The 13,749-nt window shown below is 68.1% G+C and carries 12 protein-coding genes and 2 tRNA genes; 3 read left to right on the top strand and 11 right to left on the bottom strand.

The annotated features are described in order from the left end of the window. Nucleotides 1-31 precede the first annotated feature (31 nt). A complete protein-coding gene (locus N536_RS41095) occupies nucleotides 32-859 on the top strand; it encodes a hypothetical protein (RefSeq protein ID WP_155948639.1) in 828 nt (275 codons plus the stop codon). Here the strand turns inward: N536_RS41095 and N536_RS0118515 are convergent. From N536_RS0118515 to N536_RS43045, 4 genes are all read right to left on the bottom strand, one after another. Then, a tRNA-Glu gene (locus N536_RS0118515) sits at nucleotides 854-929 on the bottom strand. The genes N536_RS41095 and N536_RS0118515 overlap by 6 nt on opposite strands. An 80-nt stretch (nucleotides 930-1,009) precedes the next feature. After that, a complete protein-coding gene (locus N536_RS38855; RefSeq protein ID WP_369798446.1) occupies nucleotides 1,010-1,345 on the bottom strand; it encodes a hypothetical protein in 336 nt (111 codons plus the stop codon). Nucleotides 1,346-1,358: 13 nt separating this feature from the next. After that, nucleotides 1,359-2,195, bottom strand: a complete 837-nt coding sequence (locus N536_RS0118525) for an NAD(P)-dependent oxidoreductase (RefSeq protein ID WP_029114969.1) — start codon at nucleotides 2,193-2,195, stop codon at nucleotides 1,359-1,361. Then, complete coding sequence (locus tag N536_RS43045; RefSeq protein WP_029114970.1) at nucleotides 2,192-3,064, bottom strand: NAD(P)-dependent oxidoreductase; 873 nt, start codon at nucleotides 3,062-3,064, stop codon at nucleotides 2,192-2,194. Before N536_RS43045 ends, N536_RS0118525 begins: the two co-directional genes overlap by 4 nt. 82 nt (nucleotides 3,065-3,146) lie before the next feature. On the opposite strand from N536_RS43045, the gene N536_RS0118535 reads away from it, so the two are divergent. Further along, nucleotides 3,147-6,284, top strand: coding sequence for a BTAD domain-containing putative transcriptional regulator (locus N536_RS0118535; protein WP_029114971.1), 3,138 nt, complete (start codon nucleotides 3,147-3,149; stop codon nucleotides 6,282-6,284). A 25-nt stretch (nucleotides 6,285-6,309) separates the two neighbouring features. Here the strand turns inward: N536_RS0118535 and N536_RS0118540 are convergent. The 4 genes from N536_RS0118540 to N536_RS0118555 form a co-directional block, all read right to left on the bottom strand. Next, a tRNA-Gln gene (locus N536_RS0118540) sits at nucleotides 6,310-6,384 on the bottom strand. A gap of 118 nt (nucleotides 6,385-6,502) precedes the next feature. Beyond that, on the bottom strand, nucleotides 6,503-7,987 hold the full coding sequence (gene gltX / locus N536_RS0118545) for a glutamate--tRNA ligase (protein WP_029114972.1): 1,485 nt from the start codon (nucleotides 7,985-7,987) through the stop codon (nucleotides 6,503-6,505). Continuing rightward, nucleotides 7,984-8,766, bottom strand: coding sequence for a fumarylacetoacetate hydrolase family protein (locus N536_RS0118550; RefSeq protein WP_029114973.1), 783 nt, complete (start codon nucleotides 8,764-8,766; stop codon nucleotides 7,984-7,986). The genes gltX and N536_RS0118550 overlap by 4 nt, the downstream gene beginning before the upstream one ends. A 45-nt stretch (nucleotides 8,767-8,811) precedes the next feature. Beyond that, nucleotides 8,812-9,033 carry a hypothetical protein gene (locus N536_RS0118555; protein WP_155948641.1) on the bottom strand — a complete coding sequence of 74 codons (222 nt, stop codon included), beginning with the start codon at nucleotides 9,031-9,033 and terminating at the stop codon, nucleotides 8,812-8,814. A gap of 278 nt (nucleotides 9,034-9,311) precedes the next feature. Between N536_RS0118555 and N536_RS0118560 the strand changes: the two genes are divergently transcribed. After that, nucleotides 9,312-10,481 carry an MFS transporter gene (locus N536_RS0118560; RefSeq protein WP_369798447.1) on the top strand — a complete coding sequence of 390 codons (1,170 nt, stop codon included), beginning with the start codon at nucleotides 9,312-9,314 and terminating at the stop codon, nucleotides 10,479-10,481. Here the strand turns inward: N536_RS0118560 and N536_RS0118565 are convergent. From N536_RS0118565 to serA, 3 genes are read right to left on the bottom strand one after another with little or no spacing between them, the layout of a single operon-like run. Then, entirely contained in the window at nucleotides 10,478-11,104 is a 627-nt protein-coding gene (locus tag N536_RS0118565; protein WP_231514569.1) for a hypothetical protein, read from the bottom strand. The two genes, N536_RS0118560 and N536_RS0118565, sit on opposite strands and share 4 nt — an antisense overlap. A gap of 10 nt (nucleotides 11,105-11,114) precedes the next feature. Beyond that, nucleotides 11,115-12,125 (bottom strand): 3-isopropylmalate dehydrogenase, encoded by a 1,011-nt coding sequence (locus N536_RS0118570; protein ID WP_029114977.1) that lies wholly within the window; start codon nucleotides 12,123-12,125, stop codon nucleotides 11,115-11,117. Further along, nucleotides 12,122-13,708 (bottom strand): phosphoglycerate dehydrogenase, encoded by a 1,587-nt coding sequence (gene serA / locus N536_RS0118575; RefSeq protein ID WP_029114978.1) that lies wholly within the window; start codon nucleotides 13,706-13,708, stop codon nucleotides 12,122-12,124. The genes N536_RS0118570 and serA overlap by 4 nt, the downstream gene beginning before the upstream one ends. Between the last annotated feature and the right edge of the window lie 41 nt (nucleotides 13,709-13,749).

Genomic DNA, 13,749 nt, shown 5'->3' on the forward strand with positions numbered 1-13,749 from the left:
CGAGTGACGTTGCAATGGTTACGGTCGGATGGTGGAGATCAGATCGGCCGAGGCACTCGCCCGGTTGTTCGATGAGTTCGACTGGTTTCACTGCGGCCAATGCGTGAGTCTGTCTCCCCTCCCGAATGCCGCGCTGACGCCCGCGCGCGTCGAGATGGTCTTGCGCGATTTCGGGACGGGCGGTCTGGACGCGGGAGATCTGCGCACCTACCGAACGTTGAGCCTGACGGCCACCGACGTCCGCGAATGGTCGGCGCTCGGCGAGACCGTCGCGCATTCCCCCGACCACGCGATGGACGGTGCAGAGCCGGTCGCGGCAGCCTCGGGGTTCGGCTTCGACTTCGACGTCCCCACTCCCGTGCGCGTGGTTGCCCGCGCCTTCGAAGCCACGCGCCTCCCCGACGTCACCGAGCGCGTGAAGCCATGGACCAGTGACCGTGACATGGCCATCACCGCACCGGGCGCCCGCCTGCCGTCCCCCGCCGACTGGGTCCTGGGGCTCGCGAAGGAGGCAATCGAGGTGGCGTGGCGAATCTATGGTGGTCCCGCGGTGCCCGTCGAGCGAGTGCCCCGCGACTACACCGGCTGGTTTCTGGAGCGGCCGTCTCGCCTCGGCGATCACGACGGCGGCGTCTTCTTCAGCCATGTCGGCGACGATCGGCGGGTAGTGGCGCTGCACCTCGAGAACCAGCAAGTGGACCCTGGGCTCTGGCGCGCGTTGTGCGGATGCGTAGCTCGCATGTTTCCCGCCGGAGAGTTCAGATCGGGGAACTGTCGATTCACGGCAGATCAGTGGTCTGCCCACTTGAAAGCCGAACCAACTATCGGCGCGAGAATCCGCGGAAGGGAAGTCTGGTAGCCCCGATGGGATTCGAACCCACGCTACCGCCGTGAGAGGGCGGCGTCCTAGGCCGCTAGACGACGGGGCCAGACTTTCCGTGTGGCACGCATTGGCGTACCGGGTTGACAGCATAGCCCACCGCCGTGGGCCGACTACAAATCCGCAGCGCTACCCCACCGGCGTGCGCAGCGCCTCGAAGAGACTTCCCACGCTTTCGTCGGCGTGACCGTCGGCGACCCTGCGGTCCAGCAGCGCCCGCAGCGGCAGCAGGGGCTTCGCCGACACGCCACGGACCAGGCTGGTGTTGACCAGCTTCTGCACGGCCCACCGGTTCAACCCGACCGGCGACGTCCCATCGAGATACTGACCCGCCTCGATCTCCCCGCCGAGCTCCGCCATCAGCCCGGACATCGTGGCGAGCCATTGGCCGACCATCGGCTGGAATTGCGACGGCGACGTCCCGACGGTGTCCAGCAGCGCGGCCGCATGCAGGTAACCCAGCAGCGCGGAGTCACCTTCATGGCTCGATCACCTCGTACAGGCTGGTCCACGTGTCGGCGCCATGCCCCGCTGCGATCGCGCGGTCGTAGAGCGACTTGACCGCCTGCGGCAGAGCCAGATCCAACTTGGCTTCCGTACTAGCACCGACGATGTGGTCCGCGGTGGCGCCCATCATGACGATGTTGGCGCCCTCGCCCGGATGTTCGTGGGTGGCGATGTTCTTCGCGGCGTCCGGCAGGTAGTACGAGAGGTTGTCGAAGGTCTCGGTGGCATGCCGCAGGAAGGTTTCGGGCGCGACTCCCGCCGAGCCCACCAGTGCGGTCGCATGCATGTACGCCGACAACGACGTCAGGAAGATCGTCAACTGCGCCTGATAGAACAGTTGCGCCAACGCCGGGTCCTCGCCGACGTATTCCACCCGACCGATCACCGAAAGCAACGATTCATGCTGCCGTACAACGGGTTCCGGACCGCTGTAGAAGGTGTAGGCGGCGTCGGTCGCAATGAGCTCCTCGGGCACCATCACTCCCCCGACGATGAGTGTCGCCCCCCGCGTCGACGCCCACTCTGCGGCCCGCCGCGTGGTCGCCGGCGTGTCCGAGCTGAGGTTGATGATCGTCTTACCGCCCACGTCCTGGCCGTCGAGCAGATCGAACATCACCTGGTAGTCGGTCAGGCTCAGGAACACCACGTCGCTGGCGGCCAGCGCGTCGGCGACCGTGGGCGCGACCGTCGCATCCAGCCCTTCGGCCTTCGACGGCGTCCGGTTCCACACCGTCACCTCGTGACCGGCCTTCGCGAATGCGCGGACCATCGCCTGGCCCATCGGACCCAAACCAATGAGCGTAATCACTTGCTCTCCTTGAGTAGTTCGATGACACCGGCCAGGTCTTCCTGGCCGTGTCCTGCTTCGACACGACGCGCCATCAGTGGCCCCAACGGCGCGATGAGTTCTGGACTGATGCCCTGATCGCGGGCGGTCTCGAGCAGATTGACGAAGGCGGCCGACTGCATCCCGATGGTGGAGACCACGCCGATCGTGTAGTCCCGCTGGTCGATCTGCTGAGCCGCACCGTCGACAAAGCCGAGCATGGACTCGATGTAGCGCCGCAGCAGCGGCGCGAACGTCGTGGCCGGGATGCCCGCGGATTCGACCAGTGCAAGCGCGTGCATGCTGCCGATGAACATCCCGTACATCCCACTGAGCAGCGCGATGTCCTGCAGTGCCGCCAAACCGGCATCGTCACCGACGTAGCGGCTTTCGCCGAACACGTCGAGGACGGCGCGGTTGGTGTCGAACGCGCTGCGCGACCCGCTGTAGAAGATGAACGCGTCCGGACCACCGATCATCGGCGGCACGGCCATGATGCCGCCGTCGAGATAGTCGGCGTCGTAACGGCCGGCGAGTTCACGGGCATGCGCCGGGGTGCCGTTGGTGAGGTTCACCAGGACGCGGCCTGCCAGTGCGTCCTTGACGGGGTCGAGAACGTCGGTGACCGACGCGACGTCCAAGAGGCAGACGATGACGAGGCGACTGGCCTCGATCGCCTGTGAAACACCGGCCGCCGCGACGGCCCCGCGCGCGACGAGGGGTTGTGTCCGTTCCGGCGTGCGGTTCCACACCGTCGTCGGGTAACCCGCGTCGAGCACCGCCCCGGCGAGCGCCGACCCCATCGCCCCGAGACCGATCACCGTGACCGAGGGCTTGCTGAAATCCGTCATGCCGCCACTGTGCAACTGGCCGCGCACGGTTCACGCACGGCCGGCGCACGACGCTGTCACCGTGCCCCGATACCGTCGACACGTGCGCTTCGGGGTGCTGGGTCCACTTGCGGTGTGGACCGACGATGGCCGAGACGTCCGCGTGCCCGAGGCCAAGGTGCGACTGCTGCTTGCCGACCTGCTGGTGCAGCAGGGTCGCCCGGTGTCGGTGGACCGCTTGATCGACGATCTGTGGGGCGATCGCCCGCCGCGAGACCCGCGCAACACCTTGCAGACCAAGGTGTCGCAACTTCGCAGGGCGCTGGAGCGGGCCGAGCCGGGAAGTGGCGCTTTGGTGGCGCACGAGGGCGACGGCTATGTCATGCGGGTCGATCTCGACGTCATGCGGTTCTCGGAACTGGCGGGCCGGGCGCGCGACACCACGGACGCACGCACTCGAGCAGGCCTGCTCGAGGAGGCCCTCGCGTTGTGGCGTGGCCCGGTGCTCGGCGACCTCGCAGACGAACCGTTCGCCGCACCGTTCGTCGCGCGCCTGGACGACGACCGGCTGACCGCGCAAGAGGATTGGGCGGCCGCGCGGCTCGAACTCGGCGATCACCAGGCCGTCGCCGGCGAACTCGGCGAGCGTGTTGCGGCGAACCCCATGCGCGAGCGGCTACGCGCACTCCACATGCGGGCGCTGTACCGCGCCGGCAGGCAGAGCGAGGCCCTGGAGAGCTATCGGCAGCTGCGAAGGCTGTTGGCGGACGACCTCGGCCTGACGCCGGGACCCGACATCGTCGCCCTGCATCAGGCGATCCTGGAACAGGATCCGGCGCTCGCGCTACCGCCGCCGTCGACGACCAACCTGCCGAAACCCTTGACCGAACTGATCGGCCGCGATGATGCGGTGCAGTCCGTAGTCTCGCTGTTGACCGACACGCGCCTCGTCACGTTGACCGGTCCCGGCGGGGTGGGCAAGACCAGGCTCGCGCTGCAGACCGCGCAACGTCTTCCGAATGCGTGGCTGGTGGAGCTCAGCGGGCTCGACCGGCACGGCTACCCCTCAGCCTGCGCTCCGGACGAGCTCGTCGTCGACGTCGTCGCAGGCACGCTCGGCATCCGTGACGAACGAGGTTGCGACGCCCGAAGATTGGCCGAGTACCTGCGGGGCAAGGGCATCGCGCTCGTTTTGGACAACTGCGAAGGGGTGATCGAACCCGTCGCGGCGTTGACCACGACGCTGCTGGAAGCGGTGCCCGATCTTCGAATCCTCGCCACCAGCCAGCTGCCGCTCGGTGTGGCAGGCGAATTGGTCTGGAATGTACCGCCGTTGACCGTTCCCGGGCCGGGATCGGTTGCGGTAGAAGATGTTCGGGCGTTCGGTTCGGTTCAGCTGTTCGTGGCCCGCGCGGCCGCGTCGGTTGCCGGCTTTTCGCTCGACGCGGACAACGCCGCCGCGGTGGCCGCGATCTGCCGGCGCCTGGACGGGGTGCCCCTGGCGCTCGAGCTTGCGGCCACCAGGATCCGCGCGCTGGGGCCGCACGAACTGCTCGACCGTCTCGATGATCGCTTCCGGCTGCTGGCCAACGGAAGTCGCGGTGGACCGCAGCGGCATCGAACGCTGCGCGCCTTGCTGGATTGGAGCTGGCAACTGCTGGCCGGACCCGCGCAAGGCGTCCTGCGGCGCATGGCGGTATTCGCCGAAGGCTGTGACCTTGCGGCGGTCGAGGCGTTGTGCGGCGGCGACGGGGTGGCCGAGGGCGACGTCGTGAACCTGCTGACCGATCTCGTCGACCGTTCGTTGGTGGTCAGTGCGACCGGTCCGCGTTACCGCTTGCTGGAGACGGTGCTGGCGTATGGGTTGGACCGACTGCGAGATGCGAACGAGCTGCCCGCCATGCGGCGCCGACACGCCGGCTACTACGTGCGCCTTGCCGAGCGGGCGGCCTCGGGTCTGCGGACCCGAGAGCAGTGCGCCTGGTTGGAACGAATCAGCATGGAGACACCGAACCTGCGCCGCGCCATGGAGACCGCCGTCGACGCCGACGATGCCGACTTGGCGCTGCGACTCGTCAACGCCATGGCGTGGTATTGGTTCCTGCGCGGCCGCATCGGTGAGGCTCGCCGGTCGATTGGGCAGGCCTTGGCGCTGTCGGGTGGCACGGAACAGCGGCGGTACGTCGCCAGGTGCTGGGAGACGGGCCTGGCCATCGCCGCCGGTGAAGCAGTGGACGACGAGGCGTTCGACGTGGCCACGCAGATCACCGAACCGGCCGACCGGGCCACGGTGTACTGGTTCCTCGGCTACGTCACTACGTCGGTCGGCGTACCGAGGGCGCGCGACCTCACCGCGCAGGCGCTGCACGAGTTCGAGGAATTGGGCGACCGCTGGGGCGTCGGGGTCGCGCTGATCGACCGCGCCAGCCACCATCTCTCCGCCGCCGACTTCGTGGCCGCCGAGGCCGACGCCGCGCGCGGTACCGCACTGCTCGACGAGGTGGGCGAGCGTTGGGGGCAGCTGCAGGCGAGCTACATCACCGGCAGCCTCGCCGAGGTCGCCGGCGACTACGACCGCGCGGAACGGATGCATCGCAACGGCCTCACCATGGCCGAGGAACTCGGGCTCGCGCCGGAGATGTCCTTTCAACTGTCGTGGCTGGGCCGGATTGCGATGCTGCGCGGTGAACACGAGCGGGCGTGGGACCTGCACGAGAAGGCCAGGCAGCTGGGCGCGGAACAAGGATTCAAGCCGGCGGAGATGTACGCCGAGACCGGCCTCGGCCTCGGCGCCCGTCGGTCTGGGCAGTTCGACGTCGCGGAGAAGCATCTGCGCGCCGTGCTGGACTGGCATCGGGCGCAGCGGTTCCAGGCAGGCACCGCGCTGGCGCTCGCCGAATTGGGGTTCACCGCCGAACAACGCGGCGACGCCGAGGCGGCGCTGCGGCTGCAGCTCGAGGGCTACGAGCTGGCGGCCGACAGCGGTGACCCACGCGCCGTCGCGCTCGCGCTGGAGGGGCTCGCCGGTGCCCATGCCCTCGCCGGACGATACGACCGTGCGGCGCGCCTGCTCGGCGCAGCGGCCCGGCTTCGGGACTCAGTGGGTCGCCCGCTGCCAACGGGTCAGCGCGGCGACGTCGATCGCATCTCAGGGACCCTCAGTGCGGCGATGGGTGAGGCGAATTTCACTGCGGAGTTGCGCCGAGGCGCCGACACGGCGCTCGATGCTCTGATCCGGTGAAACAGCGCCGTCGCGCTGCCGCTGATGGCTGGGGTACCAGGACTCGAACCTAGAATGGCGGTACCAGAAACCGCTGTGTTGCCAATTACACCATACCCCACTGGGTGCCTATAACCGCAGGTCATAGGCGTTGTCCAGAGCAAGCGTGCGATGGAATCCACCACCGCCTGCCGTTCACGGACCGACGAGCAGACTATCAAAGATTTCGGAGCGGTTTTTCACGCCTCCACCGCAGCGGCGGCGGCGTGATCCCGTCCGGCGCGCAGCCGGGCCATGCTGCGGTCACGGCCGAGCAGCTCCAGCGACTCGAACAGCGGCGGACTGATCGAGGAGCCGGTGGCGGCCACCCGGATCGGTCCGAACGCCTTGCGTGGCTTCAGCTCGAGGCTCTCCAGGAGCGCGGTCTTCAGCGCTGCCTCGATCTCGGCGGTGGACCACTCCCCGACCCCGTCGAGTGCCGCCAGCGCCGCGTCGAGCACCGGAACGGCCTCGGCGCGCAGCTCCTTGCCCGCCGACTTCTCGTCGAGCACGAACGCGTCGTCGTCAAGGAACTTCAACAGATCCCACGCGTCGCCGAGCACCACGATGCGGGTCTGCACGAGTTTGGCGGCCTCGGCGAACTGGGCGTCGTCGAGCCCGGTGTCGTGGCCGTGCTCGCCGAGGTACGCCCGCAGCCGTGCGGTGAAGTCCCCTTCGTCGAGCATCCGGATGTGCTCGGCGTTGATCGCGTCGGCCTTCTTCTGATCGAAGCGAGCCGGGTTGGAGTTGACGTCCTTGACGTCGAACGCAGCCACCATCTCCGCGAGGCTGAACACGTCGTGGTCGTCGGCGATCCCCCAGCCCAGCAGGGCCAGATAGTTCAGCAGACCCTCGGGAATGAAGCCGCGGTCGCGGTGCAGGAACAGGTTCGATTGCGGGTCGCGCTTCGACAACTTCTTGTTGCCCTCGCCGAGAACGCTTGGCAGATGGGCGAACTGAGGCACGAACTCCGCTACGCCGATGCGGATCAGCGCCTGGTACAACGCGATCTGTCTCGGCGTCGAGGGCAGGATGTCCTCGCCGCGCAGGACGTGGGTGATCCTCATCATCGCGTCGTCGACGGGGTTGACCAAGGTGTACAACGGATCTCCGCTGCCGCGCGTGATCGCGAAATCGGGCACCGTGCCCGCGGCGAACGTCGTCGGGCCGCGCACCAGGTCGTGCCACGTCAGATCTTCGTCGGGCATTCGGAGCCGAAGCACGGGCTTGCGCCCCTCCGCGGCGAACTGCGCGCGCTGGGCGTCGGTCAGAGTGCGGTCGTGGTTGTCGTACCCGAGCTTGGGATTTCGGCCTGCCGCGAGGTGGCGCGCCTCGACCTCTTCGGCCGTCGAGTAGGCCTCGTAGACCTCGCCGGCGGCGAGCAGTCGCGCCACCACGTCGCGGTAGATCTCACTGCGCTCGGATTGCCGGTAGGGCGCGTACGGGCCGCCGATCTCGGGGCCCTCGTCCCAGTCCATGCCCAGCCAGCGCAGCGCGTCCAGCAGGGCGGCATAGCTTTCCGCGCTGTCGCGGGCGGCGTCGGTGTCCTCGATCCGGAACACGAAGGTGCCGCCCGTGTGGCGGGCGTACGCCCAGTTGAACAGCGCCGTGCGCACCAGCCCGACATGCGGCGTGCCGGTGGGCGAGGGACAGAACCGTACCCGGACTTCTTCTGTTGCGGTCATGACTTCTTCTTGCGCACAACGGGATTCGACAATGTGCCGATTCCATCGATGGTGATGCTCACGACGTCGCCGTCCTCGATCGGCCCCACACCCTCCGGCGTACCGGTCAGGATCAGGTCGCCGGGCAGCAGCGTCATCACCGCCGACACCCATTCGATGATCGCGCCGACGTCGTGCAGCAGCAGTGCGGTGTTGCTGTGCTGACGGATCTCACCGTTGACCTCGGTGCGCAGATCCAGTTCCGAGGGGTCTAGCTGAGTTTCGATCCACGGGCCGAGCGGGCAGAACGTGTCGTGGCCCTTCGCGCGGGTCCACTGACCGTCGTGCTTCTGCTGGTCGCGCGCCGAGACGTCGTTGGCGATGGTGTAGCCGAGGATGAACTCGGCCGCCCTGGCCGCGGGAACGTCCTTGCAGGGCCGTTCGATCACCGCGGCCAGCTCGCCCTCGTGATGTACGGGGTGCGCATCGGCGGGCAACTGGATGGCGACGTTCGGGCCGATGATCGCCGTGTTCGGTTTGAGGAAGATCACCGGATCCTCGGGCGCCTCGCCCCCCATCTCCAGTGCATGGGCCGCGTAGTTCTTGCCCATGCAGATCACCTTGGGCGCCAGGATCGGGGCCAACAGCCGCACGTCGGCCAGCGGCCACGTCCGACCGGTGAAGGTCGGATTGCGCGACAGGTACTGCTCGGCGATCTCCTTGCACACTTCGTTGGCCGGGTCGCCGTCGATGGTGACGAAGGCGACGCCGTCGGGACTGGCGATTCGACCGAGACGCATTCGTCAGAGCCTAATGAGGGGCCGTTACCCCGGGTTCGGACGGGGTCACATGCCCTGCAGCCACGGGAACTCGACCTGCGAGGGTTGTTCGACCGGGTGCGAGAAGTCGCCTTGGTAGTTGCCCGGTGACTGGCACACGTTCTGCGCCTCGCTGACGTGACAGGGCGGGGCGGCCGGTTCCGCAGAAGCGTTGGGGGCCAACGCGATCGCAGCTGCGACGGCTCCGGCGGCCATTCCCGACAGGATCAAAGTGGGGTGCATTGTCATGATGTTCGATCTCCCAGGTCGTGACGTCCGGCCCCGTTTTCGGGGGTGATCAAAGAATCGCCGCTCGGAGGGTTTGCCACATCGAGGCAGGCAGCCATCGGGACGTCCGGCATTCCGCACCGCCGACTAGCAGCTAGCCGGAAGACCAACTCGATTCGGGCCAGCCGCCAGGCTGCTGCTCATCTCATATTCTGGAATTTCTATTTAGCATGTTGAGATCGCCGTGCCACGATGGTTGTGTGACCACATGGACGATCGGGACCGCGCGCAGGTGGTCGATGTTGGTGATCGCACTCACCACGACGCTGTGCACGAACGTCTTCATCAACGGTGTTGCCTTCCTGATTCCGACGCTGCACGTCGAACGCGGCCTCGACCTGGCCGAGGCCGGCCTGATGTCGTCGCTGCCGAGCTTCGGCATGGTGGTCACCCTCATCGCCTGGGGTTATCTCGTCGACCGCGTCGGCGAACGCACGGTGCTCGCGCTCGGCGCCGCCCTCACCGCCGCGGCGGCGTTCGCGGCTGCCTCGGTGCACTCCCTGCTCGCCGTCGGAGCCTTCCTGTTCCTCGGCGGCATGGCGGCCGCCAGCAGTAACTCCGCGAGCGGCCGGCTGGTGGTCGGATGGTTCCCGCCGCACCAGCGCGGACTGGTCATGGGCATCCGGCAGACCGCCCAGCCGCTGGGCGTGGGTCTGGGCGCGTTGGTGATTCCACAGCTGGCCGAGGCGCACGGTGTGGCGGTGGCCCTGCTGTTCCCCGCCATCGTGTGCGCGGTGGCAGCGTTGATCAGCGTGGTGGGCGTGATCGACCCGCCGCGTCCGCCGCGCGCCGAGGCTCGTGCCGACGAGCTGGCGAATCCGTACCGCGGCTCGTCGACATTGTGGCGCATTCACGCCGTGTCGGTGCTGCTGGTGACGCCACAGTGCCTGGTCTGGACGTTCACGCTGGTGTGGTTGATGACCGATCGCGGGTGGTCGGCGGCGTCGGCCGGCGCGATGGTGACCTTCGCCCAGCTGCTGGGTGCGGTCGGCCGGATCGCCGCGGGACGGTGGTCGGACAAGGTCGGATCGCGACTGCATCCGATCCGCACCATCGCGATCGGCGCCGCGATCGCCATGGGCCTGCTCGCGCTGACCGATCTCCTGCACTCGCCGCTGGCCGTCGGGGTGATGGTGGTGGCGTCGGTGATCACGGTGTCCGACAACGGTCTTGCGTTCACCGCGATCGCAGAGATCGCGGGTCCGTTCTGGAGTGGCCGGGCGCTGGGCACGCAGAACACCAGTCAGCTGCTCACGTCCGGCATCGTGCCGCCGGTCTTCGGTGCCTTGATCGCCGTGGCCGGTTTCCCGGCGGCGTTCGCGGTGTGCGCGGTGTTCCCGTTGATCGCGCTGCCGCTGGTGCCCGTCGACTCCGACCCGTTGCGCTCGCGACCGGCCTCAGCCGACTAGGGCGACCGCGACCCACGGTCCCCGCGCGCCTGGAACCTCGGCAGTATCAGCAATGCTGCGACGAGGAAGCAGATGGCGCCGATGAAGGTGCAGAGACTGGCGAGCGCCTCGTTGGACGTGATGCCCGACACTCTGACGAACGCCCCGACTGCGCTGACGCCGAATGCCGCACAGCCGATCATGTTGACCCATTCCGCCTGCCAGTCGAGGGATTTCGGCATCCAAGGCCCGACTTGCGTGCTGACCGCAACGAGACCAACCACGCCACTAAACAGGAACGCGAACGAACCGATGGCGTCGGGAGCCCACACCAGTCGGCGCTCCGCCAGCACTGCGTGCGCCCACACAGCCGCTCCAGTGCTGACATTGAAGAGCACTGTGCCCGCGAACTGTGTGGCAGCAGAGAGCCATTCAGCGCTCCCCTCGGGTCCCGAACGCACCAGTTGAATCCACGCCGCAGTCGTGAAGAACCAGGAGCCGACGAAGCACAGGGCGTTGGCCGCCAGAACGCCGGCGAGTTCGGAGAAGCGCGGGGCGGTCGCCGTCGCGAACAGTGAGGAGCCTATGGCGAACAGCCAGCACTGGTGCGTGAGCGTGACCGCTTCCCGCAGGCGCGCGCTCACGCGGATGGACCTACAGCAGGCCCGCGATGCGGTCGCCGACCTGTGTCGTCGACAGTTTTTCGTCACCCCGCGTGGCCAGATGCTGCTCGACGGCCTTGTCGACCCGGGCGGACGCGGCGTCCTCCCCGACGTGCGCGAGCAGCATTGCGACGGACATGATCGCCGCGGTCGGGTCAGCGATCCCCTGCCCCGCGATGTCGGGTGCGCTGCCGTGCACCGGTTCGAACATCGAGGGGTTGGTGCCCGTGGCGTCGATGTTGCCGCTGGCGGCCAGGCCGATGCCCCCGCATACCGCGGCCGCCAGGTCGGTGACGATGTCGCCGAACAGATTGTCGGTCACGATGACGTCGAACCGGCCAGGATCGGTGACCAGGTGGATCGTGGCCGCGTCGACGTGCTGGTAGGCCACCTCGACGTCGGGGAAGTCGGCGCCCACCTCGGCGACGGTGCGCGACCACAGCTTGCCCGCGAACGTCAGCACGTTGGTCTTGTGCACCAGCGTCAGGTGGTTGCGCCGCTTGGCCGCCCGGCCGAAGGCGTCCCGCACCACGCGCTGCACCCCGAACGCGGTGTTGAGGCTGACTTCGGTGGCCACCTCATTGGGGGTGCCGACACGGATCGCGCCACCGGTGCCGGTGTAGGGACCCTCGGTGCCTTCGCGCACGACGACGAAGTCGATCTTCGGATCACCAGCCAGCGGGCTGCTCACGCCGGGATAGAGCCGACCCGGTCGCAGGTTGACGTGATGGTCGAGCTCGAAGCGCAGGCGCAGCAACAGGCCGCGTTCCAGCACGCCGCTGGGCACCGACGGATCACCGATGGCGCCCAACAGGATCGCGTCGTGTCGGCGCAACTCGTCGACCACACCGTCGGGCAGTGTTTCACCCGTCGCGTGGTAGCGCCGCGCACCCAGGTCGTAACTCGTCTTCTCCACGCCGGGGAGCACGAGATCGAGAACCTTGACGGCTTCGGCGATCACCTCGGGACCGATGCCATCACCGGCTATAACTGCGAGTTTCACGACAGATCAACCACTTCCATCGTCACGGCGCCGACATCGCTGCCGATCGCCGCCAACACGTCGGAGGGCACCTCGCGATCGAGGCGCAGCATGATCGTCGCCCCTTCGCCGTCGGCGTCCTGACTGAGCTGGGCGGCAAGGATGTTCACGCCGGCCGCGCCCAGCAGCGTGCCGATCTTGCCAAGCGCACCCGGTTGGTCCTGATAGTTGATGATCAGGTTGACGCCCTCGGCACGCAGGTCCAGGTTGCGGCCGTTGATCTGGACGATCTTCTCGACCAGCTGCGGACCGGACAGCGTGCCTGCGACGTTGGTCACCGAGCCGTCGTTGTTCACCGCGCGGACGTCGACGACGCTGCGGTGATTGGGGCTCTCGGGGGCGGTGCTGATCCCGGCCTCGACGCCGCGTTCGGCAGCCAGCGCGGGCGCGTTGACGAACGTCACTTGGTCTTCGATGACCGCCGAGAACAAGCCGCGCAACGCCGAGAGTCTCAGCACCTCAACGTCTTCGGACGCCAGTTCACCGCGGACCTCCACCGACAGCGAAGTCGGCAGCTCGGCCGACAGCGCCCCCACCAGGAGACCCAGCTTGCGAACCAGGTCGAGCCACGGCGCCACCTCCTCGCCGACCACTCCGCCGCCGACGTTCACGGCGTCGGGCACGAACTCGCCGGCCAGCGCCAGCTTCACGCTGGCCGCGACGTCGGTGCCTGCGCGGTCCTGCGCCTCCTCCGTCGAGGCGCCGAGGTGCGGAGTGACGACGACCTGCGGCAGCTCGAACAGCGGGCTGTCGGTGCACGGCTCGGTGGCGAACACGTCGATGCCCGCGCCACGTACGTGGCCGCTGGTGACCGCCTCGGCGAGGGCTTCCTCGTCGATCAGCCCGCCGCGGGCGGCGTTGACGATGATGACGCCGGGCTTGGTCTTGGCCAGCGCCTCCTTGTTGATCAGCCCGGCGGTCTCCTTCGTCTTGGGCAGGTGCACGGAGATGAAGTCGGCGCGGCCCAGCAGTTCGTCGAGCGACAGAAGTTCGATGCCCAGCTGCGCGGCGCGGGCCTGGGAGACGTAGGGGTCGTAGGCGGTGACGTGGGCGCCGAAGGCGGCGAGGCGCTGAGCCACCAGCTGCCCGATCCGACCCAACCCGACCACGCCCACCGTCTTGCCGAAGATCTCGGTGCCGGAGAACGACGAGCGCTTCCAGGTGTGGTCGCGCAGCGTCGCGTCGGCCGCCGGGATCTGGCGGGCAGCGGCCAGTAGCAGCGCCAACGCGTGCTCGGCGGCGCTGTGAATGTTCGAGGTCGGCGCGTTGACCACGAGGACGCCGCGGGCAGTTGCCGCGTCGACGTCGACGTTGTCGAGCCCCACGCCTGCGCGGGCGACGATCTTCAGCTTGGGCGCGGCGGCCAGGACCTCGGCGTCCACGGTGGTTGCCGAGCGCACCAGCAGCGCGTCGGCCTCGGGGACCGCGGCCAGCAACTTGGGCCGGTCGGGGCCGTCCACCCAGCGGACTTCTACCTGGTCGCCGAGGGCGGCGACGGTCGACGGGGCCAGTTTGTCGGCGATCAGCACAACGGGAAGACTCACGTCCACACAGCGTAGTGGGCTCTAATATTCGCACGGCGGGC

This window comes from Mycobacterium sp. URHB0044, from assembly GCF_000620625.1.
In the GTDB taxonomy this organism is placed as follows: domain Bacteria; phylum Actinomycetota; class Actinomycetes; order Mycobacteriales; family Mycobacteriaceae; genus Mycobacterium.